The organism is Cellulomonas cellasea (genome assembly GCF_006538745.1).
GTDB classification, from domain to species: Bacteria; Actinomycetota; Actinomycetes; order Actinomycetales; family Cellulomonadaceae; genus Cellulomonas_A; species Cellulomonas_A cellasea.
In genome coordinates this window covers 1-21,302 of the sequence record NZ_BJLR01000016.1, presented here as the reverse complement: position 1 = coordinate 21,302, position 21,302 = coordinate 1, and the positions used below count along the sequence as shown (strand labels likewise).

The window sequence follows — 21,302 nt, the reverse complement described above, 5'->3', positions numbered from 1 at the left end:
CGGGCGGCGGCGTGGTCGACGGCACGAACGGGCAGGCGGCGGCGCAGGCCGCCCGGCGTAGCGTGGAACGCGTCGCGCAGGGGTCGAGGGGGATCACCGTGAAGCGCTCGTGGACGTGCCTCACCCTGATCACCGCCCTGCTCGCCGGACCGGGCGCGGCCACCGCGCTCGCCGGTCCCGCGAACGCCGCGTCGGCCGCGACGGCGGTCGGCGCGGCCCCGGCGGACGTCGCACCGGGGCGCGCACCGGCACCGGGCCTGGTCGACGTCCCCGACGTCACTGACCTCCCCGACGTCACCGGCGAGGGCGCGCCCGACGGCGGCCGCCACCACCCGCGGCCCGGGCGCCCCCTGCACGTCGCGATCGGCGACTCCGTCCCCGCCGGGCAGCAGTCGGTGCCGCCTGCGGTCGACTTCCCCACGACGGCCGCGCTGTGGAAGGCCAACGGCTTCGTGGCCCGGTTCCACGCCGTGCTCCCGCGCCGGCTGGACTGCGCGCCGGGCCGCGGCCGGCACGGCGCGGACCCCGACCACCGCGGGCGCGGCTGCCGCGGGATCGAGCTCGTGAACCTGTCGCGGACCGGGATCCCCGGCGTGGCGGGCGGCGTCACGACCGGGACGGTGCTCGCGCCCGGTGACCAGCTCGACCAGGCCGTCGCGCTCCTCGACGCCCGCAACCAGGACCGCTCCCGGCGCAACGACGTCGAGGTCGTCACCGTGTCGGTCGGCGGCAACGACGTCTACGGGCCGGCCGTCGCGGCGTGCGTGCTCGTGACGACGCCCGCGTGCCTGCCGACGCTCGAGACGACGTTCGCCGGCTTCGTCACCCGGTACGACGAGATCCTGCGTACGCTCCGCGAGCACGCCGGGCCCCGGACGCTCATCCTCGGGATGACCTACTACAACCCCCTCCCGTTCTGCGACCTCGGCGCGGCCGACCCGGCGCGCGTGCGGCTGCTCGGCGACGCGATCCTCGAGGGCGGCGAGCTCGGCGGTGCCGTCCTGCCGGCCGGGTTCAACGACCGGATCCGCGAGGTCGCCGCCCGGTACGACGTCACGGTCGTCGAGACGTTCGGGCTCCTGGGGACCGGCGACTTCGTCGGCGGGACCGACTGCGTGCACCCCGACGGCGAGGGGCACGAGCGGCTGGCCCGGGCGTTCGCCGCGGCGCTCCCGCGCTGAGCCCGGCGGACGCGGCTCGCCGTCGCTGTCTCCCCGCCGGGCCGGCCGACACCTGACGCGCCCGCAGCACCGTCCCGCCTGTCTGCCGGCCGTATGCCGCCCGCCACGGGCTGCGCACGCCCCGCCGCCCGCTGCCCCGGCGACGCGCCCGCTCCACGACCCCGCTGCCGCCGTCGCGCCCCGCACCCGCCACCCGACGTTCACGCGGCCGACCGGCGGGCGTCGGCGGGCGCGGTTAGCCTCGCGAGGTGACCGAGCTGACCTCCCTGACGACCGAGCCGGTCGACCTGCCCGGCGTCCGCCCCGCGGACCCGCCGACCGAGATGCTGCCCGGCCGCCTGTGGCACGGCGGCTGCCCGGTCGACTTCGACTGGGTCGCGGCGACCGGCATCCGCGCGGTGATCGACATCGCCGACGCGGACGCGCACCCCCCGGCCGGCGCCACCGACGGCCTGCTGTACCTCAAGGCACCGCTGGTCGACGGCGACGACCTGCCCGACCCGGCGCTGACCCTGCGGCTCGCGACCCTCGTCGCCGGCCTGCTCGACGACGGCTACCGCGTGCTCGTGCACTGCACCTTCGGCCGCAACCGCTCGGGGCTGCTCGTGTCGCTCGTCGTCCGCGAGGCGCTCGGGATCACCGGGGCCGAGGCGCTCGCGCACGTGCAGCGGCACCGCGAGGGCACGGTCAACAACGCGCGCTTCGCGGAGTGGCTGCGCAGCCTCCCGGCCCCGCGCTGACCCCTCGCGACCTGCCGGCCCGCGCGTCCCGCCGGGCACACCCGGAGCAGGCCGACGGCGGCCCGTCCCGCCGTCCAGCCGTCGAGCGGCGAGCGGCGAGCGGCGACGAGCCGACCGTGCCACCGCGGACGGTCACCCCGTCAGAGCGGCGTGCGCCACTCCCGCACGGCGTCGTCCAGCCAGTCGTGCGCGCGCCCGTGGTGCACGTCGTCCCACAGCCGGAACGCGACGCCGCCGAGGGCCGCGACCCGGTCGAGCACCGAGCGACCGTCCCACGTGAGCACGTCGAACCCGTAGGCGTCGCAGAACCCGCGGTACGCGGCGGCGTCGATCTCGCCCGCGACGAACCGCCGGGCGGCGCTGGTCAGGTCGTACTCGCGGGGGGCCCGGGCGACGAAGTCGAGGTCGATGAGCAGCGGCGTCGCGCCGGAGCGCACGGTGTTGCCGGGCGAGACGTCGCCGTGCACGGTCCCGACCCCGAGCTCCGAGCGCAGGCCGGCGACGGCGTCGAGCAGCGCGGTGCGGGCGTCGAGGAGCACGGCGGCCGCGTCGTCGGGCAGCGCGGCGACCTGCGAGACGACGCGGCGCAGCGGGTCCCACAGCGGCACCGCCGCGTCGGCGTGCACGTCGTGGAAGCCGCGCAGCAGCGCACCGGTCTCGGCCCAGTCGGCGGACCGCCCGCCGGTCACCCACGGCGAGACGGTCACGACGCCGCCCGACGTGACGACCGGCGCGCACACCGGCAGCACGGCGAACGGCGTGCCGGCGAGCGCCTCGGCGGTCGCCGCGAGGTGCGCGGGGTCGGTGCCGGGCGGGTAGACCTTGACCGCGCGGCGGCCCGCACGCAGGACGACGGTCGTGAGCGCGCTGACGACGTGGGCGCGCGGCAGGCGGAACGGCAGCGCGAGCCGGGCCTCGGCCACCGCGTCGAGCGCGTGCTCGACACCCCAGCCGGCGGTCGGCAGCGGCAGGGGGTCGGTGCGCTCGTCGGTGACGTGGTGGGCGGCGGCGGGTGCCGCGGGGCCGTGGTCGTGCACGGTCGGCGCCGCGGGCCCGGTGGCGTCCCGGTCCGTGCCCGCGCCGAGGGGGACGTCGGTGGCGGTGCGGGTGCCGAGCGCGGCGGCGTCGAGGGTCGCGGCAGGGGCGAAAGACATCGGGTCTCCCGGTCGTCGTGAGGGTGCTCCACCGCACGACGTCGGGCGTGCCCGACCGGGTTGGGAGTTGGAGAGTACAGCCCGACCGGTCGCGTGCCCAGACCCCGGCGGACACCGGCCGGGTGAACCCCGACCGATCGGTCGGCGACGGCTCCCGGTCGCCGCCGACCCGCCCTCCTCCGGCTCTGCTGCGGCTGCCGCTGCTCGCCACCGATGCCCCGCTCGGCCGTGTGGGTGGCGTGCGCCATGCTCGGGGAACCCGCTCGGGCGGCCGCGACAGCCGCCTGCCGTCGCGGCCGCAGGTGGGGCCAACATCGGCGGTCCACCGTGGTCGCCGCCTCGACGCAGCCAGGAGTCCGATGTCCTTCCAGGCGTACCTCGACACGCTCGAGCAGAAGACCGGCCTGACCCCGCGCGAGCTCGTCGCGATCGCCCACGAGAAGGGGCTCGACGCGCCGGGCGCCAAGGCCGCGGGCGTCGTCGAGTGGCTCCAGGCCGACTACGGCGTCGGCCGCGGGCACGCGATGGCGCTGTGGCACGTGATCACGAAGGGCCCGACGATCAGCAGCAAGCACGTCGGCACCGACGGGACCCACAGCGACGCGTCGGACACGCTCTGGCTGGACGGGATCGCGACGAAGCCGAGCTGAGCGCCCGCTGCGGCCCCGGGCGACCGACGCACGCCCGCGAGGAGAGCCCGGCAAGCCGCTCCCGACCCCGGGCCCGACGACGATCCCGACGCCCACGCCGACGACCACGGCGGTGAACGACCCGCTGGGTGACGTCACCAGCACCGGGGGTGACCCGCGGCGCCGGGTGGCTGGCGGCGGCGAGCCGCCCGCACGTGGTCCGAGCGCCATGGCGCGGTGCTCGGACCACGTGCGCGGGGAGGCTCAGCCGAGCAGGGCCGTCATCTCGGAGATCTCGGCGGTCTGGTCCTCGATGATCGTCTCCGCGAGCGCGACCGCGTCTGGGTTCTCGCCCCCGTCGATCTCGTCCTGCGCCATCGTGATCGCACCCTGGTGGTGCTCGATCATCATCGTGAGGAACGCCTCGTCGAACGCGGCGCCCTCGGCGTCCTCGAGCTGGGCCATCTGCTCGTCGGTCATCATCCCGGGCATCGAGCCGTGGTCCATGTCCCCGTGGTCCATCCCGGCCATGGCGTCGTCCGCGGGCACCTCCGCGTCCCAGGCCTCGAGCCACGAGGACATGGTGTCGATCTCCGGGCCCTGCGCCGCGGCGATGCGCTCGGCGAGGTCGAGAACCTCGGGGGTCTCGGTGCGGTCGGCCGCGAGCTCCGCCATCTCGACCGCACCCCGGTGGTGCACGATCATCATCTGCGCGAACTGCACGTCCGCGTCGTTGTGCTCGGCGGACGCCTCGGCCGTCGAGGCCGGCTCGGGAGCGGCCGGTGCGCTCGAGCCCACCTCGCCGGAGTCGCCGGCACAGCCGGTCAGCGCCAGCAGCAGCGCGACGCCGACGGCGGCCGCACCGGTCAGCGTGGCGGTCGGCCGGGCGCGTCCGGCGGGGCCGGTGCGTGCGGTCAGGCGGGTGCGCGCCGTCAGGCGGGTGTCTGCGGTCTCGGGGGCGTGCGTCGTCGTGCGGGTGTGCGTGGTCATGGTGGAGCTCCCTGGGGTGTGCGGTCGTGGGGTCGTGGTGGTCGCCCGGCGCGCGGGCCCGCTCCTAGACCCGCAGGACGCACAGCGCGATGCGCGGTGGACCGCAGCCCCGGGCCGGCACCGCCCACGTGGCGGCGGGGTCACGACGGGCCGGACGACCCTGCCGCTGCGCGAGCGCGAGGCCGGGTCCCGACGGCCGGCGCCGGAGCACCCACGCCGCGACGCCCGTGAGCGCGAGCAGGCAGCCGACCATCGCGGCGTGACCACCCCCGTCGTCCCCGTCTCGGTGCGGAGCCCGGTCGGGTGACCCGGTGACCGGGCCGAGGCCGGGACCGGCGCCGACGGCGGTCGCGTTCGTCGCCCCGACGTCGGGCTCCGTCGCGGTCGCCGTCCACGTGTCGTGCGCGGCGTGTGCGCGCCCCGCGTGGTGTCCCGACAGATCCGCGGCAGACGACCAGACCGCGTGCGCGACGGGCGCTGCCCCGGCGACAGCCGCCCGGCCCACGGCGACACCCCCAGCGCCCGTCTCCCCCGCAGCGCCGGCGACGCCCGCGACGTGATGGTGCTGCGCGGTCCCCGGGTCGGTGACCGCGACCACGTGCATCCAGGCGAACCCCAGGAGCGTCAGCAGCGCGACGAGCGGCCACAGGACCGTCCGCGCCCGCGGACCCGCCGCCCGGCTCACCATCTCTGCATCATGACGCGGCGACGGTCGAGCCTCCAACCGCAGCACCGGCCCGGCACCGGTCCGGCACCCGGTCCGGCACCGCACGCGTCGCGCCGCCGCGGACCCCGCGCCCCGGGCCTGCGGCGGCGTCGCGGTCAGCGTCCGAGGGTGTCGACGGGCGCCGCGCCGGGGCGCGTGACGATCAGGTACCCGCCGCCGTCGAGGGACGTCGGAACGGTGATGGTCCCCTCGACCGTGCCGGCGCGGGTGTCGAGGACGTCGACGATCCCGTCGCCGCCGCGGGAGACGTAGCCGGTGTCGCCGGCGGCCGTGATCGCGGTGATGGGCCGGCCGGGCGACTCCCACACCTCCTCGAGGTCGTCCTCGCGCGCCGGGGCGCGGCTCGGGGTCGGCAGCGGCACGGCGTGCAGGGTCTCGAGGAACGTGGGCGAGGCCGGGTCGGCGTCGACGACGTGCGCGACGTACCCGTCGGGGTGCATGCGGGCGAACAGCACGCGGTCGTCGGCCACCGAGAAGCGGAACGCGAGCCCGTTGCCCAGGGGCCGGCGCTGCGCCTCGTCCTGGCCCGGCGGCACGACGAACAGGTCGTTGCGCCACTCGCCCCAGGACGCGCTGGACTGGTCGCGCACGTAGCTCCACACGTGCGGGTCGTCGGCCCCCAGGACGCGCAGGTAGTACCCGCGGCCCCAGGCCTGGTCGCCCGTCCCCCAGGCGATGGCGTCCTCGGCCGACAGCTCCCCGCCGTCGACGTGGAAGCGCTCGAGCCCGGCGTCGGTCGCGAGCAGCAGGTGACCGTCGACGACGGCCTCGCCGTGCCCGTAGGCGCCGACGTCCGTCCCGGTGACGGGCTCCGCCGAGCCGTCGAGCACGTCCGCGAGCGCGAACGCCTCGAGCCGCCCGGCCTCGGCGCCGTCGCGGTGGAGCAGCGCGTCGCCGACGAGCGCGATCCCCGGCTCCTCGGTCGCCACCGGCACGGACCCCTCGGCCTCGAAGGTCGCGAGGTCGACGACGGTGAGGGCGCCCAGGCCGGTCCCCGGGTCGGCGGACGTGCTCACCACGGCGCGCGTGCCGTCCGGGTCGACGGCGATGTGCACCGCGGAGCCGGGGAGCGCGACGCGGTCGGTGATCGCCGGCTCGTCGCCGCTGACGTCGAGCGCGAGCAGCTCGGGGGTGTCCTTGTCGGCGAGCAGGAGGCGGCCGTCCTCGAGCTGCACGAACCCCGCGTGCTCCTGGACGGCGAGGTCCTCCAGGGTGCCGAGCAGCTCGTGCTCCGGCACGGAGTAGGTGTGCACGGCCGCGGCGACGGGGTCGGCCACGACGAGGCGCTCCTCGGCGGTCCGCACCGGTGCGGCGTCGGGGGTCTGCTCCGCGGCGGGCGCGGTCCCGCTGCACGCGCTGAGGACGAGCGTCCCGACGAGCCCGGCGGTCAGCGCACCGCCGCGGGAGCGCCGTCGGCGGGCGGGGACCGGGTTCCCCGTCGGTCCGGGGACGAGTGGGGTGGGCATGCGGCCTCCTGGCCTCGGGCGTCCGGGGACGCAGCGGGTGAGCGCGCCGACCGTAGCGATATCGCGAGTCTTTCTCAACAAGCACTCGAACGGGCACTGTCCCCCGCCCGCACGCCGGTCCTAGGCTCGCCGTATGACTGCCGCCTCCGGCCCCGCCGGCACGGACGTGTTCGCCGCCGTCCGCGAGCGCGCCCTCGCGCTGCACCCGGACGACGACGAGGGACGCATGCTGCACTCGCTCGGTCTGCGGACCGGCGGGAAGTTCTACGCGTTCGCGAGCGGCACCGACGTGGTCGTCAAGCTCCCGGCGGCGCGGGTCGCCGAGCTCGTCGCGAGCGGCGCGGGGAGCCCGTGCGAGACGAAGCCCGGGCGTGCGATGCGGGAGTGGGTGCAGCTCCCGGCCGTCGACGTCGACGCGTGCCTGGCCGCGGTGCTCGAGGCTCGGGCGTTCGTGCTGTCGGTCCTCGGCGCCGGTCGCTGAGCCGCTCCCCCACGCGGCTCGGGGCGGACCCGGTCCGCCGCCGCACGTCCAGGATCCGGATGGCCGGGTCCCGCGCGACGGCCCGGCGGTCGATGCTGGGCGCATGGACACCACCTGGGCCGCCGACCTCGCCCGCCGCTGGGAGCGCGACTGGAACTCCCGCGACCTCGACGCGCTGCTCGCGCACGTCGCCGACGACGTCGTCTTCACGTCCCCGGTCGCCGCGCGGGTCGTGCCGGGCAGCGACGGCGTCGTGCGCGGCAAGGACGCGCTGCGGGCCTACTGGGCGCGCGGGCTCGAGCTGCTGCCCGGGCTGCGGTTCGAGGTCGTCCAGGTGTTCGCGGGCGTCGCGACGGTCGTCATCGCCTACCGGAACCAGGACGGCGGGCTCGTGAGCGAGGTCCTCGAGCTCGAGGACGGGCTCGTCGTGCGAGGGCACGGGACGTACCTCGTCTGACGGGCGCCACCGGCCGTGCACCGGGGCGGGCGGCCCGGCCCGTCCGGCGCGAGCGCGACTCACCCGCTCGTCCCACCGGGTTCATCCGGCCGGAACCTCCACCCCGGGCGCCCTGCGGTCGATACTGTGAGGCAGAGGCCCCGCTGCTCTAGCCCCCTGCAGCAGCGGGGCCTCCTCCATGCCCGGGCACGGCCGGCACCTCGTGCAGGAACCAGACCAGGTCGCCGTCGTGGTCGGTCATCACGTGGTCCCGCCGGAAGCCGAGCTTCTCCGCGACGCGGAGCGACGCGGCGTTCCAGGGGCGGATGGTCGCCCAGATCCGCGCCCGGCCCGTCGCGTGCGCCGCGTCGAGCACCGCGCGCGCCGCCTCCGTCGCGTACCCGCGCCCGTGCGCCTCCGGCAGCAGCTCGTAGGCGAGCTCGGGCTCCTCGACCGTCCCGCGGCCGACGACCACCGCGGCGTACCCAACGGGCGGACCGCCGTCGCGCGGCCGCAGGACCAGGGCGCCGATGCCGTGCTCCGCGGTCAGCGCGTGCATGCGGGCGATGCGCTCGCGGGCCTCCGCCTCCGACACCTCGCCGCGGCCCCGGGTGGTGAACAGCACGGCGAGCCACCCGGCGTCGGCCGGCTCCTGCGGGGTCAGCTCGAAGCGGTCGGTCACGAGGCGCGTCGGCAGCGGCGTGAAGGCCATGCGGCCAGTGAACACGAGCCGTGCGGCAGGGTGGGGGCATGCAGCCCCCACCGACCCCTGACCTGGTCGGGCCGCGCGCGCGGACGCTGTGGCTCGTCACGCACACCGAGGCGTCGCACCACGTCGACGGGCTCGTCGGCGGGTGGTTCGACTCCGCGCTCACGGCCCGCGGCGAGCGGGAGGCCGCGCTCGTCGGGCAGGCGCTGCGGCGGCAGGTGCCGCACGGCACCGGTGTCGAGGTCGTCACGTCCGACCTGCGCCGTGCCCGGCAGACGGCCGACGCCGTGGGCGACGCGCTCGGGGTCACGCCGACGCTCGACGCCCGGCTGCGGGAGAAGTCGTACGGCGTGGCCGGCGGACGCCCGCAGGCGTGGCTCGAGGAGCGCTTCGTCGTGCCGCCCGCGTCCGGCGACCGCCTCCGGCACGACGAGGGGGTCGAGGGCGCGGAGACGTGGCTGACCTTCGCCCGGCGCGTCTACGCCGGCGTGACCGACCTGCTCGCCCGGGCGCGGGAGCACCAGGTCCTCGTCGCGCACGGCGGGAGCGGCCAGCTCGTCGTCGCGGCGTGGCTCGGGATCCCGGTCGAGGCCACCGGCTACGCGCGCTTCCGGCTGCCGGCCGGGAGCATCACGGTGCTGCGCGAGGACGGCCGCTTCCACAGCCGCGAGGTCGCCGAGCTCGGGTCGACGGCGCACCTGCGGGTCACGGGGTGAGCAGCGGCCGGTCCGCGCGCGGCTCCCGGCGCAGCGTCGACGTCACCGGGAGGTTCTGCCGGAAGACGTCGTCCGGGTCGTAGCGCTCCTTGAGCGCGAGCAGGCGGGCCAGGGTCGCCGGCGGGAACGCGTCCTCGACCCGCTCGGGCCGCGGGTCGGAGTCGAAGCTCCCGTAGAGGCCGGTCCAGTGGTGGCCCAGCGCGTCCCAAAGGCGGTCCACCCGGTCCCGCTCGGCCCCCATCGCGACGAGCGAGAACCCGGCGCTGCGGTGCGCGTACGCGGTGGCGTCGGCCGGGACGTCGTTGACGGCACCCCCCGCGGAGCGGATCTGGAAGAAGTGCACCGCGCCGCTGCGGACCAGCCGCTCGAGGTCCTCGGCGAGCGCGGGCGTCACGTGGTCGACGAGCGACGAGCGGGACACCGGCTCGCCGTGGCCCGCGTGCACGTCGGCGGTCCGGCGCACGACCCCGGTGTACGGGAGCACGTGCACGGCCTGCTGGACGAGCGGGGCGAGCATCGCGAACGGCTGGAGGCGCTCGACGATCGTCTCGGGGACGTCGGAGTCGACGACCGCGAGCACGTGCGCGACGACCTGCCCGTCGCGCGGCGCGCCGACGATGAGGAACGGCGTGACGTCGCGCGGCGCGGCCTCGACGAGGGCCCCGAAGTCGTGCAGGTAGCCGGCGACGTCGTCGACGGCGAACGAGAGCTGCGCGAACCCGACGTCGCCCACCTCGTCGACCTCGAACTCGAACGAGGTCACGATCCCGAGGTTGCCGCCCGCGCCGCGCAGACCCCAGAACAGCTCCGGGTGGTGCTCGGCGTCGGCGCGCACGACCGATCCGTCGGCGAGCACGACCTCGGCCGCGCGGACGTGGTCGATCGTCAGCCCGTGCTCGCGCGCGAGGAACCCGAGGCCGCCCGCGGTGGCGAGCCCCCCGACGCCGACGCCGCCGTAGTCGCCCGACGTGAGCGCCCACCCGTGCGGCTGCAGCGCCTCGGCGACCGCACCCCACCGCGCGCCGGCTCCGATCCGCACCCGCCGCGTCGCGGCGTCGAGCACCTCGATGCCGTCGAGCCGGCGCAGGTCGAGGACGATCCCGCCGTCGTTCGTCGACCGGCCGCTGATCCCGTGGCCCCCGCTGCGCACCGCGAGCGGGACCGGCTGGGTCCGGGCCCACGTCAGCGCCGCGGCCACCTGGGCGGTGTCGCGCGGCAGGAGGACGAGGCCCGGGCGGCCGCTGCGCAGGTAGTTCGAGCGCATCGAGGGGTACCGGGTGTCGCCCGGCTCGACGGTCTCGATGCCCGCCGGGACGGTGTCGTACGCGATTCCGGCGCGCCGGGCGGACCGCACGCGGGCGCTGCGGGTCGTCGCGGGGGGCGTGCCCCGGGCGGCGCGGGTCGCGGCGACGGCGGACCGGACCGCCGGGGCGGTCTCGGTGGCCCAGCGGTGCAGGGCCGCGGCGTCGTCGGTCGCGAGCAGGACGGTGTCGACGCCGTCGTCGACGACGAGCCGGACGACCTCCTCGACCGTGGGCGCACCGGCGGCTCCGGCGAGCGTGAGCACGCGACGCAGCTCGCCCGGTGCCCGGCCGTGCCGCGCGGCCGCCGCGTCGAGCCGCTCCTGCCGGCGCCCGACGTCCGCGAGCGCGTCGCCGGTCGCCCGGAGGTCGAGCCACCAGCCGTCGGCCGTGCGGGCGGCGAGGTCGACCGCGTCGTCGTCGGCCCCCACGACCCAGACGGGCACGTCGTGGGCCGGCGCCGGCCCGCGCGCCGCACCCGGGACGGGGTGCGCCGGACCGGCGGCGACCAGCGGCGACCGGCCAGGCGTCCACATTCCCCGAACGACGGCGACGGCCTCGGCGAGCGCGTCCGTCGCGCCGCCCGCTCCCCCGTCCGCCGCGCGCGTCAGCGCGAGCTCGGTGCGTCCCCCGGTCAGCAGGTCGAGGCTCGCCACCGCCCGCGCGAGGACCGCCGGAGGTGCGGCGACCCCGAGCCCCTCGGCGACGAGGGTGATCCGCTGCGTGACTCCCGCGACCCACCCGAGCGCCGTCCAGGCGTCGAGCCCCTCACCACCGCCCGCGCCGCCGTCGACCGCGAGCACGTCGAGCCCGCCCGCCTCCGCCACGGCGGCGAGCCGGGTCAGCGCCCCCGGGTCGCCCGCGTCGGCCCGGACCGCCGCCCCGAGCCGCAGCGGGTGGCCCGCGTCGCCCCGGCCGCTCACGCGCCGGCCCCGGGCGTGCCGCGGTGGGCCGCCACGAGCTCGCGGAGCGCGGGCCCGACCTCGCCGCCGAACAGCCGCAGCGCGCGCTCGTCGTCCCCGGCCAGGACGAACGCGCTGAACCCGTGCTCGAGCACGAGCTCGCCGAGCTGCTCGACCCACTGCGTGACGGGCCCCTGGAGCAGGCCGCTCGACCGGTCGGAGAACGTCCCGCCGACGTTGAGCAGGCGCCGGACGTCCGCGGGCCGGCGTCCGGCGGCGAGCGCGGCGTCGTCGATGCGGGCGTTCGCGTCGACCATGTCCTGCGGCGAGCCGAGGTAGGACAGCGAGGGCAGCCAGCCGTCGGCCTTCTCCCCGGTGAGCGCGAGCATGCGCGGCTTGTAGGCGCCGAGCCAGATCTCCATGGGGTGCGCGGGGGCGGGTCCGCGCTTGGCGCCGTGGACGGCGTGGTAGGTGCCGCCCGCCCGCAGCGGCTGGCGCGTCGTGTCGTCCCACACGCCGCGGATCACGTCGATCGCCTCGCTCAGCGCCGTGACCGCCTGGCCCGGGGTGAGCCGGCGCCCGCCCATCGCCTCGATCGCGTCCCAGAACGCCCCGGCGCCGAGGCCGAGCTCGACGCGCCCGCCCGAGAGCCGGTCGAGGCTCGCGGCCGCGCGGGCCAGCACGGCCGGCGGCCGGAGCGGGAGGTTGAGGACGTTGCCCGCGAGGCGGATGCGCTCGGTGCGCGCGGCGGCGTAGGACATCAGCGTCCACGTGTCGAGGAACGCCGGCTGGTACGGGTGGTCCTGGAACGTCACGAGGTCGAGCCCGGCGGCCTCGCTCGCGACGGCGAGCCGGACGGGCGCCTGAGGGTCGCCGTTGGTCGGCGTGATGAACGACCCGAGCAGCAGGTCGTGGCCGTGGTCAGCCATGGCGGGCGGTCCTCTCGACGCATTCGTGTGGTGTGCAAGACCGTATGCGTGACAGACGATCTGCGCAAGCGACGTCCTCGGCGTATGCTCGGCGGGTGGAGACGACGACCGGAGCCGACGGCGGGCGCCTGGGGCACGACGAGCTCGGCTGGACCCTCGGCGTGCTGCTGCGGCACTACCAGGAGCAGGTCGGGCCCGTGCTCGACGCCGTCCCGCACCGGCACCGCGGCTTCCAGGTCCTCGCGTCCGTCGTGCACGGCGACCAGCGCAGCCAGCTCGCGCTCGCCGGGCACCTCGGGATCGACCGGACCGTCATGACCTACCTCGTCGACGACCTCGTGGCCGCGGGGCTCGTCGAGCGCCAGGTCGACCCGACCGACCGGCGCCAGCGCCGCCTCGTCGCGACCGCCGACGGGCGCACGACCCTGGCCCGCCTCGAGGCCGACGTCCGCACCGCCGAGGACGCCGCCCTGCAGGTCCTCCCGCCCGCCGACCGCGCGACGCTGCGCCACCTGCTCTCCGCCGCCGCGTGCGCGGTGCGGGGCATCACCCCGGCGCGCGACGTGTGCGCGGCCGTCGAGGACGAGGTCGGCCTGACGGCGCGCTGACGCGTCGCCCTGCCCGGTGCGGCGCGGTGCAGTGCGGTGCGGTGCGGTGCGCCCTATCGGGCACCGTCCGTGCCCTCCCCGGCCGTATCCCCCGGCCGCGCACGGCCTCCACCGAGGAGACCGCCGACCCCCGGCGGCCCGACCAGGAGGCACCCCATGACCACCACACCCGAGAAGGTCGACGCCCCGGTGACCGCGCGCACGCTGCGCCGGCGCCGCGAGGAGGAGGCCACCGAGGCCCCTCCAGGCGGCGAGTTCTCGCTCTACGAGTTCGCCCTGCCCGACGGCGACGACGTCGAGCTCGTGCGGGATGAGCGCGGGACCTACCGCGTCGTCGCCCGCACCCGCGGGGACGGCGTCCGCGTCGAGCCGCCCTATCCGACGCTCGAGGTCCAGCGGCTCGACCGCGGGCTCGTCGAGCAGCTCGGCGACGTCCGGGAGCTCGACGGCTACCGCCCGCCGTTCGCGGCGCTGCGCTCGTGGCCGCACGTGCTCGACCGCGCCGGGAAGCTCGGCGAGGACGAGGACCGGCCCGCGAACGTGTTCCAGCCCGACTCGCGCTACGTCTACCAGGACACGTCCTTCCCGTGGCGCATCGTCGGCCGCGTCTGGGGCGCGGGCGGGACGGGCAGCGGCGCGGTCGTCGGCCCCCGGCACGTGCTGACCGCGAGCCACATGATCGACTGGCACGACGACGGCGGCGCCGGGTGGGTCACGTTCTCGCCCGGGTACTACAACACCAACGGCCCGTGGGGCGAGTACCACGCGACCACGATCCTGTCGTGGAACAAGGCCGAGGGCGGGCTCACCGACCTCGAGACCGCGTTCGACTACGTCGTGCTCGTCATGGACCGGCCCGTCGGCGACCACGTCGGCTACGCGGGCTACCGCGCGTACGACGACGGCTGGAACGGCGGCGCGTACTGGCAGCACATGGGCTACCCCGGCGACCTGACCGGGACGCAGCGCCCGGCGTTCGTGGGCAGCGCGGTCGTGTCGTCGACGTCCGACGAGTCGGTCTCCGGCCAGGACGGCCTCGTCATGGGCCACTTCAACGACATCACGGGCGGGCACTCCGGCGGGCCGGTGTGGGGCTGGTGGGGGTCGGAGCCGTGGCCGCGGGTCGTCGGTGTGCAGTCGGCCGAGGCCGGCACGCCCGGACCGACGACGTCCGGCGACAACGAGTTCGGCGGCGGGTCGGCGCTCAGCGCGCTGATCACGTACGCGCGGTCGAACTTCCCCTGACCGGCGGTGGGCGGCGCGGCGCGGGTGCGGCGCGCCGCCCGGCCGGGCCCGTGCGCCGTCCGGTGCTCACGGGACGTCCGGCGCTGCCGATAGGGCGGGCAGCGCCGCAGGACGAACCTGCGCCCCTGCCCCTGGGAGTCACCGTGGCCCTCGTCGCCTGCACGTGCATCCGCTTCGTGGACCTGCGCACCATCGCGCTGCGGGACCCGGCCTGCCCGGCCGACGCCGTGCACACCCGCGCGGTGGCCGACGCCCGCGCCGCCGCCGACGCCCGGGCCTGACGACCCGCCGGACCCCGGCCGCACTCCGGGGTCCGTCAACCGCGGCCCGTCAGCCCGGCGCCCCTCAGCCGAGGTCCCTCAGCCCGCGCCCGTCAGCCCGACGTCCCTCCGCCGGCGCCCGTCAGCCGCCGCCCGTCACCCCGGCCGCCGCGCGTCGACGCGGTGCGCGAGCCCGCCCGTGCCGACCTGGTCGGCGTGCTCGACGACGAAGCCGGCGTCCGCCGCGAACCGCCGCGGCTCGCGGAGCAGGTGGTCGGCCTGGAACCGGACAGCGAGCGGGTCGAGCACGCGCTGCACCGCGCGGATCCAGCACGACGCCGCCGGCCCGTGCTCGACGAGCACGAGGCGCCCGCCCGGGCGGAGCACGCGCCGCGCCTCGCGCAGCGCCGCCCCCGGGTCGGGCACGGTGCACAGCGCGTAGGTCGCGACGACGGTGTCGACCGCCTCGTCGGGCAGGTCGAGGTGCTGCACGTCGCCCTGCCGCAGCGCGACACGCTCCCCCAGCCCGAGGTCGCGCACGCGGGCGCGCGCCCGGTCGAGCATCGCCGCAGACAGGTCGATCCCGAGCACGTGGTGCACCGACGCCGGGTACAGCGGGAGGTTGAGCCCGGTGCCGACCGCGAGCTCGAGGACCGCACCGGACGCGCGCGACGTCGCCCACGCCCGCTGCTCGCCGAGCAGCCGCCGCTCCGCGACGCGCATCTCCTCGTCGTAGCCGTCGGCGTGCGTGTCGAAGTACCGCCGCGCGCGGGCGGTCGCGCGGTCGCGGTCCCTCGCGTCTGCCACGGGGCGAGTCTGGCACCGCGGCGGGTCGTCCCGTCCGGAGCGCCGCCCGTCGTACCTCGTCCCGCACCGGAACCCCGGCACGGGCGCGGGTCAGGGCGTGTGCACCGAGTCGACGGCGATGGTGACGACGACGCGCTGCCCGCCGCCCGAGCCCCCGAAGCCGGGGTAGGGCCGGCCGAGGTACTTGGTCGACAGCCCGTCGAGGTGCTCGCGCGCACCCTCGGTGCTCGTGGACAGCACGTGCCCGCGGATCGCCCACGAGCGCAGCGGGCTCGCCGGGTCGACGATCCCGAGGGCCACCCGGCTGTCGCGGGCGATGTTGCGGGCCTTCTGGTGGGTGTCCACCGTGTTGATGACGATGCGCTCGCCGTCGGTGTCGACCCAGGTCTGGCTGATCTGCGGGGAGCCGTCGGGCATGAGGGTCGTCACGAAGCAGATCGCCTTCGCTCGCAGGACGTCGGTGAGCGGGTGGGGCAGGGGCACGTGGGGGTCCTCAGGTGGTCTCGGTGGCGAAGAGGCGGTCGACGACGTCGTCCGCCGGTGCGGGCGTGGGCAGCTGCGCGTGCTGCAGCCCGGCGAGGGCGACGGCCAGCGCGCGCCGCCACAGCTCGGGCGCGACGCCCCGCGAGGCGTCCATGACGCTGCCGACCATGAGGTGGACGGCGACGAGGTCGGCCGAGGTGACGCCGTCGGGCAGCTGCCCGGCGCGGACGGCCCGGTCGAGGAGCGCGCGCACGATCGGCGTCATGCGCTCGTGCGCGTGGTGCGCGATGGCGTACGAGCCCTTCTGGCCGCGCAGGATCTGCCCGAGCGCGCGGTTCGCGGCCTCGAGCTCCAGCTGCCGCTCGAGGAAGTCGCTGAGCGCGCCCCACGGGTCCTCCTGCTGCGCCGCGTCCTCCGCCATGCGGCACACGGCCTCGACGTGCTCGCCGAAGAGCGCGTCCACCAGGTCCTGGCGGTCCGGGAAGCGCCGGTACACGGTGCCCATCCCCGTGCCGGCCGCACGGGCGATCTCCTCGTAGGCGACGTCGAGCCCGTGCTGGGCCATGAGGTCGCGGGCCGTGTCGAGCAGGAGCCGGCGGTTGCGTTCAGCGTCGCGGCGCAGGGGTGCAGCGGAGGAGGGCACGGGGCGACGGTAGCAGAATCGGAATACCGACTCTCAAGTTGAATACATCTTCCGGATCGTGGTCCACTGCGTCACCACCCACCCCAGGGCACCACCGGACGCTGGAGCGACCTCATGAGCGATGCACCCACCCCCGCCGATGCCGTGCTGCCGTACCCGATCCGGGTGGGGGACGCCGACCTCGAGCTGCTCCGGACCCGCCTGTCCGCGACCCGCTGGCCCGACGAGGCGACCGCCGACGGACAGGGACCGCGACTATCCCGGGTCCAGGAGCTGTGCGCCTACTGGGCCGAGGGCTACGACTGGCGGCGCTGCGAGGACGACCTGAACGGCCTCGGGTCCTCCCGCACCGTCATCGACGGCCTGGGCATCCACGTCCTGCACGTGCGCTCCGCCGAGCCGGACGCCCGGCCCCTGCTGCTGTGCCACGGCTGGCCCGGGTCCGTGCTGGAGTTCCGCCGGATGATCGGCCCCCTCACCGACCCGGTCGCGCACGGGGGCAGCGCGCAGGACGCGTTCCACGTCGTCGTCCCGTCGATGCCCGGCTTCGGCTTCTCCGACAAGCCCGCCGGTCCGGGCTGGGGCCCGACGCGCATCGCGGACGCGTGGATCACGTTGATGCGCCGGCTGGGCTACGACTCCTGGTTCGCCCAGGGCGGCGACTGGGGCGCGGCCGTCGTCGACGCGATCGGCCGCCGTCCGGACTCGGGGTGCGTCGGGCTGCACTTCAACCTGCCCCTCGTCTTCCCGACGCAGGACGAGCTCGACGAGGCCACACCCGAGGAGCGGGCGATGGTCGCCCGCTCGCAGCGGTACTCGACCGACCAGGACGCCTACGCGCGCGAGCAGTCGACCCGGCCGCAGACCATCGGGTACTCGCTCGCCGACTCACCGGCCGGTCTCGCCGCCTGGATCTACACCCTGTTCGAGGACGTGTCCGACCACCACGGCTCCCCCGAGGACGTCCTCGGCCGCGACGAGATCCTCGACGACGTGATGCTGTACTGGCTGCCCAACGCCGGGGCCTCCGCGGCGAGGCTGTACTGGGAGTCCCGCCAGGAGCAGGCGGCCGGTGCCGGACCGCGCGGACCCGGCCCGACGCCGGCCGGCTTCAGCATCTTCCCGGGGGAGGCCGTGCAGGCGTCCCTGCGGTGGGTCGAACGGCGGTACGCGACGGTCCTGCGCTACGCCCGGCTCGACCGCGGCGGGCACTTCGCCGCGCTCGAGCAGCCGCTGGTGCTGACCGAGGAGATCCGCGCAACCTTCCGCGAGCTCCGCAGCCCGGCGTGAACCGGCGGCGAGGGGCGGCGTCCGCGACCGGTCGCCGCCCCTCGCCCTCACCCGGTCACGTCACCGCGTCCGCAGCACCTCCGCGACGAACCGCGCGGAGCGCTCGCGCAGCCCCGCGACCCGCCGGGCGACGATCTGCTCGCGCACCGACTCCAGGTCGCTGCCCGCCTCGGCGCGCGTCGGGGTCCGGCGCACGTTCCGCGAGCACCGGAACTCGGTGCAGACCAGCGTCCCGATGGTGTCGCCGCGCCGGCCCAGCGCACCGCCGCGGCGGGCGACGTAGAGCGACACGTCGTCGGTCTCGACGACGTCCTCGCACCACGCGCACACCGCCCGGCGGCGCTTGCCCTTCGTCGCGTCGCCGGAGCGGAGCAGGACCCCGACGGGCTCGTCGTCGAGCTCGAGCACGACGTACGCGGCGAGCGGCGCCTTGCGGTCGCGCCACCCGAGGTAGTCGAGGCGGTCCCAGCGCTGCGCGTCGAGGTCGGGGAGGGTCGCCTGGGCCGCCTCGCGGCGGGAGGCGTTGACGAAGCAGGCACGGAGCTGCTTCTCGGTCAGGGGGTTCATGCGGGTTCTCGGCTTCCGGTGGGTCGGGGCCACCGGCCGGCGCACCGGGCGGTGCACGGCGACGCGTCCGCGATCCGGGTGTCCGGGCGGCGGGCGGCTGGTGGCGGGGACGGGGTCAGCCCCGCGCGCACGCTCACCGGGGCACGGCGGGCAGGGGTCGGGTCGTCCGGGTGGACGGTGGACCGGCTGCTGCCGTGCTCGAGGTCAGAGGTGCGTGACGAGGCTCCCGGGTGCACCTGAGCAGGCCTGCACGGCCACCCCGCATCCCGCGACGCCCCGCATGCGCTCGCTCCTCGTCCCTCCGACGACGCGGCCGCTGCTCAGCACGCGGCGACCGACCCTCGATGGTGCACCGCGTGGGGCGCCCCGGGCAACCGTGCGTGCGGGTGGGGTCCGCCACGCCCGGACCCGGCCGCGTCGGGCACGCCCGTCGGCTAGGGTCGCCGGCCATGACGCCCACCCGCCGCGCGGTCCTGAGGGCGGTCGCCGAGGGGCTGCCGGACCCCCGCCGCACCGGGCGTCCGGTCCGGGTCGCCGTGGACGGCGTCGACGGCTCCGGCAAGACCTGGTTCGCCGACGAGCTCGCCGAGGTCCTGCGCGAGCACGGGCACGAGGTCGTGCGCGTCTCGGTCGACGGGTTCCACCGGCCGCGCGCCGAACGCTACGCACGCGGCGCGGACTCCCCCGACGGGTTCTACCGCGACTCCTACGACTACGCCCGCTTCCGCACCGACGTGCTCGACCCGTTCGGCCCCGGGGGCGACCGCCTGTACCGCGGGGCCGCGCACGACGTCGCGACGGACGCGCACCTCGACGTCGAGCCTCGGCGGGCCGGGGAGCACGCCCTCCTGCTGGTCGACGGGATATTCCTGCACCGCGACGAGCTGCGCGCGCACTGGGACCACACCGTGTACCTCGACGTCCCGTTCGCGGTCTCGGCGGCCCGGATGGCGGTGCGCGACGGGGCGCCGGCCGACCCGGAGGACCCGGGCAACCGCCGCTACGTCGAGGGTCAGCGGATCTACCTCCGGGAGTGCGCGCCCGCGGAGCGCGCGGACGTCGTGGTGGACAACAGCGACCTCGACACCCCTGTGCTCGGGGCGGTGCGCTCGGCGGGGTAGGCGCCCTCCTCGGCACCGCTGCCGTGCTCGCTCGCGGTCACCGCCGTCCGGACGGGTCAGGTGGCTCGCTGACGGAGGTATCTGCAGCCCGTCGCCAGCGTCTGTCGGGTCCAGGACCGCCGAGCAGGTCTCGACGGCTGCTGCCCGGCACTGCGCCCCCCGCAGACGAAGGAGATGCTCGACATGGCTGCATACCCCGAGACCCTCGCCCATCCGTCCGGCGCGCAGCTCGCGCTGGTGCCCGACGTGGTGCTCGTCAAGGTCGCCTCCGCCCCGGGCGCTTCTGCCTCCGACGCCCTGGGGGCGCTGGGACTCGTCCCCCTCGGGTACGGCGGGGGGGCCGACGGGCCCGGCGCCGGCGCGCTCGCCCGGGCGGAGCTGCCGCACGCCGCGGTGAACGACAGCCCCGGCCTGGTCTTCGCCCGGACCCGCGAAGGCGGCGGTGTCGACCGCGACACGGTCACGGCGAGCTCGGAGGTGGAGTGGACGGCGCCGGTCTACCGGACCCAGGTGCGTGGGCGCGACGAGCTCCTGTCGCCGCTGGCGACGACCCTGGTGCTCGCGTCCGACGTGGCCCGGGACCCGGAGAAGGCGGCGGTGCTCGAGGAGTACGAGCTGGTCCGCAACGACGCGCGCAGCGCGCTGCTGGGGTCGTTCGACCTGTTCGACGTCCCGGGCGCCACGCGGCCGGCCTTCGACATCCGCGACGAGCTGGCCGCCCGGCTGGGCACCGAGGTCAAGCTCGAGTTCATCCCCGTCGTGACACCGGTGGCGTTCCAGCCCGACGACCCGCTGTTCGTCCAGCAGTGGGACATGGTGCAGATCGACGCCGGCGGAGCCGGTGACAGCGCGTGGGACCACCAGCGGGGCGACTCGATGATCGCCGTCGCGGTGCTCGACGAAGGGGTCGACCTCGCGCACCCGGACCTCGTGGGCGCCTTCCTCCACGACGGCATCAACCTCGGCACCATGTCCGGCACGGGCGCGCCGACCGGCAACCACGGGACCCCGTGCGCCGGGATCGCCGCCGCCCCGATCGGCAACGCGACGGGGACGTCGGGGGTCGGGGGCGGCGCGAAGATCCTGCCCATCGCCGTCCAGAGCTGGAGCGCCGAGGAGATCGCTGCCGGCATCCGGTACGCGACGGCCCAGGGCGCGCGCGTCATCTCGATGAGCTTCGGCTGGGACCTGTGGGACCCCACGGTGATCGACCCCGCGATCGCCGAGGCGCACGCCGCGGAGGTCGTCATGTGCGTCGCGACGCACAACCACGACACCCAGGACGGCGTGACGTACCCGGCGACGAACCCGCTGGTCATGGCCGTCGGGGCCAGCGACCGGGTCGACAACCGCAAGTCCCCGTCGAGCCCGGACGGCGAGCAGTGGGGCTCCAACTGGGGTCCCCAGGTGTCGGTCGTCGCGCCCGGCGTCCAGTGCCCGGCGCCCGACCGCACGGGGGCCGACGGCTACTCGGCCGACGACTACACGACGACGTTCAACGGCACGTCGGCCGCGACCCCGCACGTCGCGGGGCTGGCGGCCCTGCTGCTCTCCCGGAACCCGCTCCTGACCGGTGCCGAGGTGCGGCGCATCATCGAGACCACCGCCGCCAAGGTGGGCACCGTCGCGTACGCCGACGACCCGGCCCACCCCCACGGCACGTGGAACGCCGAGATGGGCTACGGGCGCATCGACGCCCTGGCCGCCGTCAGCGCCACCGACCTCTGGGTCGGCGAGGAGCTGCCGACGTGCCGGGTGGACCTGACCGGGGACGGTCGCGCCGACATCGTGGGTTTCGGCGACTTCGGGGTCTTCGTGTCCCTCAACAACGGCGACGGCACCTTCGGTCCGGTTACACAGGTGTCGGACAACTTCGCCCACGAGGCCGGCGGCTGGCGCGTCGGCAAGCACCCGCGC

General features: G+C 76.4%; 23 protein-coding genes. 12 read left to right on the top strand and 11 right to left on the bottom strand.

Annotated features, from left to right (window positions below; translation table 11 throughout):
- Nucleotides 1-98: 98 nt before the first annotated feature.
- The gene (locus CCE01nite_RS07140; protein WP_141372120.1) at nucleotides 99-1,181 is read left to right on the top strand and encodes an SGNH/GDSL hydrolase family protein; all 1,083 of its coding nucleotides are present in this window, start codon (nucleotides 99-101) and stop codon (nucleotides 1,179-1,181) included.
- A gap of 248 nt (nucleotides 1,182-1,429) precedes the next feature.
- Entirely contained in the window at nucleotides 1,430-1,921 is a 492-nt protein-coding gene (locus CCE01nite_RS07135) for a protein-tyrosine phosphatase family protein (protein WP_034624935.1), read from the top strand.
- 140 nt (nucleotides 1,922-2,061) lie between these two features.
- Here the strand turns inward: CCE01nite_RS07135 and CCE01nite_RS07130 are convergent, their stop codons facing one another.
- The gene (locus CCE01nite_RS07130) at nucleotides 2,062-3,075 is read right to left on the bottom strand and encodes an aminoglycoside phosphotransferase/kinase family protein (RefSeq protein ID WP_034624933.1); all 1,014 of its coding nucleotides are present in this window, start codon (nucleotides 3,073-3,075) and stop codon (nucleotides 2,062-2,064) included.
- Between the two features lie 359 nt (nucleotides 3,076-3,434).
- Between CCE01nite_RS07130 and CCE01nite_RS07125 the strand changes: the two genes are divergently transcribed.
- The gene (locus CCE01nite_RS07125; protein WP_034624931.1) at nucleotides 3,435-3,725 is read left to right on the top strand and encodes a DUF4287 domain-containing protein; all 291 of its coding nucleotides are present in this window, start codon (nucleotides 3,435-3,437) and stop codon (nucleotides 3,723-3,725) included.
- Nucleotides 3,726-3,968: 243 nt separating this feature from the next.
- Here the strand turns inward: CCE01nite_RS07125 and CCE01nite_RS07120 are convergent, their stop codons facing one another.
- The 3 genes from CCE01nite_RS07120 to CCE01nite_RS07110 form a co-directional block, all read right to left on the bottom strand.
- The gene (locus tag CCE01nite_RS07120; RefSeq protein ID WP_084142443.1) at nucleotides 3,969-4,694 is read right to left on the bottom strand and encodes a DUF305 domain-containing protein; all 726 of its coding nucleotides are present in this window, start codon (nucleotides 4,692-4,694) and stop codon (nucleotides 3,969-3,971) included.
- A 64-nt stretch (nucleotides 4,695-4,758) separates the two neighbouring features.
- Nucleotides 4,759-5,382: a hypothetical protein gene (locus CCE01nite_RS07115; protein WP_034624929.1), complete on the bottom strand. Its 624-nt coding sequence runs from the start codon at nucleotides 5,380-5,382 to the stop codon at nucleotides 4,759-4,761.
- Between the two features lie 134 nt (nucleotides 5,383-5,516).
- Nucleotides 5,517-6,887 carry a YncE family protein gene (locus CCE01nite_RS07110; protein ID WP_034624927.1) on the bottom strand — a complete coding sequence of 457 codons (1,371 nt, stop codon included), beginning with the start codon at nucleotides 6,885-6,887 and terminating at the stop codon, nucleotides 5,517-5,519.
- Nucleotides 6,888-7,020: 133 nt separating this feature from the next.
- Between CCE01nite_RS07110 and CCE01nite_RS07105 the strand changes: the two genes are divergently transcribed.
- Entirely contained in the window at nucleotides 7,021-7,368 is a 348-nt protein-coding gene (locus CCE01nite_RS07105; protein WP_034624925.1) for a hypothetical protein, read from the top strand.
- A gap of 103 nt (nucleotides 7,369-7,471) precedes the next feature.
- Complete coding sequence (locus CCE01nite_RS07100; protein ID WP_034624923.1) at nucleotides 7,472-7,825, top strand: nuclear transport factor 2 family protein; 354 nt, start codon at nucleotides 7,472-7,474, stop codon at nucleotides 7,823-7,825.
- 148 nt (nucleotides 7,826-7,973) lie between these two features.
- Here the strand turns inward: CCE01nite_RS07100 and CCE01nite_RS07095 are convergent, their stop codons facing one another.
- Nucleotides 7,974-8,516 (bottom strand): GNAT family N-acetyltransferase, encoded by a 543-nt coding sequence (locus CCE01nite_RS07095; protein ID WP_052103440.1) that lies wholly within the window; start codon nucleotides 8,514-8,516, stop codon nucleotides 7,974-7,976.
- A gap of 38 nt (nucleotides 8,517-8,554) precedes the next feature.
- Here CCE01nite_RS07095 and CCE01nite_RS07090 point away from each other — a divergent pair, with 38 nt between their 5' ends.
- Complete coding sequence (locus CCE01nite_RS07090; RefSeq protein WP_052103437.1) at nucleotides 8,555-9,229, top strand: histidine phosphatase family protein; 675 nt, start codon at nucleotides 8,555-8,557, stop codon at nucleotides 9,227-9,229.
- Here the strand turns inward: CCE01nite_RS07090 and CCE01nite_RS07085 are convergent.
- Entirely contained in the window at nucleotides 9,219-11,453 is a 2,235-nt protein-coding gene (locus CCE01nite_RS07085; protein ID WP_246056361.1) for an LLM class flavin-dependent oxidoreductase, read from the bottom strand. The genes CCE01nite_RS07090 and CCE01nite_RS07085 overlap by 11 nt on opposite strands.
- Entirely contained in the window at nucleotides 11,450-12,361 is a 912-nt protein-coding gene (locus tag CCE01nite_RS07080) for an LLM class flavin-dependent oxidoreductase (protein WP_034634887.1), read from the bottom strand. Before CCE01nite_RS07080 ends, CCE01nite_RS07085 begins: the two co-directional genes overlap by 4 nt.
- 95 nt (nucleotides 12,362-12,456) lie before the next feature.
- On the opposite strand from CCE01nite_RS07080, the gene CCE01nite_RS07075 reads away from it, so the two are divergent.
- From CCE01nite_RS07075 to CCE01nite_RS21270, 3 genes are all read left to right on the top strand, one after another.
- Nucleotides 12,457-12,969: a MarR family winged helix-turn-helix transcriptional regulator gene (locus CCE01nite_RS07075; protein WP_052104482.1), complete on the top strand. Its 513-nt coding sequence runs from the start codon at nucleotides 12,457-12,459 to the stop codon at nucleotides 12,967-12,969.
- Nucleotides 12,970-13,125: 156 nt separating this feature from the next.
- A complete protein-coding gene (locus CCE01nite_RS07070; RefSeq protein ID WP_034634889.1) occupies nucleotides 13,126-14,214 on the top strand; it encodes a trypsin-like serine peptidase in 1,089 nt (362 codons plus the stop codon).
- A gap of 143 nt (nucleotides 14,215-14,357) precedes the next feature.
- Nucleotides 14,358-14,495, top strand: a complete 138-nt coding sequence (locus CCE01nite_RS21270; protein ID WP_157464224.1) for a hypothetical protein — start codon at nucleotides 14,358-14,360, stop codon at nucleotides 14,493-14,495.
- A 135-nt stretch (nucleotides 14,496-14,630) separates the two neighbouring features.
- On the opposite strand, the gene CCE01nite_RS07065 is transcribed toward CCE01nite_RS21270, so the two are convergent.
- The 3 genes from CCE01nite_RS07065 to CCE01nite_RS07055 form a co-directional block, all read right to left on the bottom strand.
- Nucleotides 14,631-15,281 (bottom strand): class I SAM-dependent methyltransferase, encoded by a 651-nt coding sequence (locus CCE01nite_RS07065; protein ID WP_034634892.1) that lies wholly within the window; start codon nucleotides 15,279-15,281, stop codon nucleotides 14,631-14,633.
- A gap of 90 nt (nucleotides 15,282-15,371) precedes the next feature.
- Nucleotides 15,372-15,764, bottom strand: coding sequence for a TIGR03618 family F420-dependent PPOX class oxidoreductase (locus tag CCE01nite_RS07060; protein ID WP_034634894.1), 393 nt, complete (start codon nucleotides 15,762-15,764; stop codon nucleotides 15,372-15,374).
- 10 nt (nucleotides 15,765-15,774) lie between these two features.
- A complete protein-coding gene (locus CCE01nite_RS07055) occupies nucleotides 15,775-16,407 on the bottom strand; it encodes a TetR/AcrR family transcriptional regulator (protein WP_034634896.1) in 633 nt (210 codons plus the stop codon).
- Between the two features lie 114 nt (nucleotides 16,408-16,521).
- On the opposite strand from CCE01nite_RS07055, the gene CCE01nite_RS07050 reads away from it, so the two are divergent.
- Nucleotides 16,522-17,697, top strand: a complete 1,176-nt coding sequence (locus tag CCE01nite_RS07050) for an epoxide hydrolase family protein (RefSeq protein ID WP_034634898.1) — start codon at nucleotides 16,522-16,524, stop codon at nucleotides 17,695-17,697.
- A 60-nt stretch (nucleotides 17,698-17,757) separates the two neighbouring features.
- Here the strand turns inward: CCE01nite_RS07050 and CCE01nite_RS07045 are convergent, their stop codons facing one another.
- Nucleotides 17,758-18,264, bottom strand: a complete 507-nt coding sequence (locus CCE01nite_RS07045; protein WP_034634901.1) for an FBP domain-containing protein — start codon at nucleotides 18,262-18,264, stop codon at nucleotides 17,758-17,760.
- A 449-nt stretch (nucleotides 18,265-18,713) separates the two neighbouring features.
- Here CCE01nite_RS07045 and CCE01nite_RS07040 point away from each other — a divergent pair, with 449 nt between their 5' ends.
- A complete protein-coding gene (locus CCE01nite_RS07040) occupies nucleotides 18,714-19,385 on the top strand; it encodes a nucleoside/nucleotide kinase family protein (protein WP_034634903.1) in 672 nt (223 codons plus the stop codon).
- A 183-nt stretch (nucleotides 19,386-19,568) separates the two neighbouring features.
- A partial coding sequence (locus CCE01nite_RS07035) for a S8 family serine peptidase (RefSeq protein WP_141372119.1) occupies nucleotides 19,569-21,302 on the top strand: 1,734 nt, incomplete at its 3' end.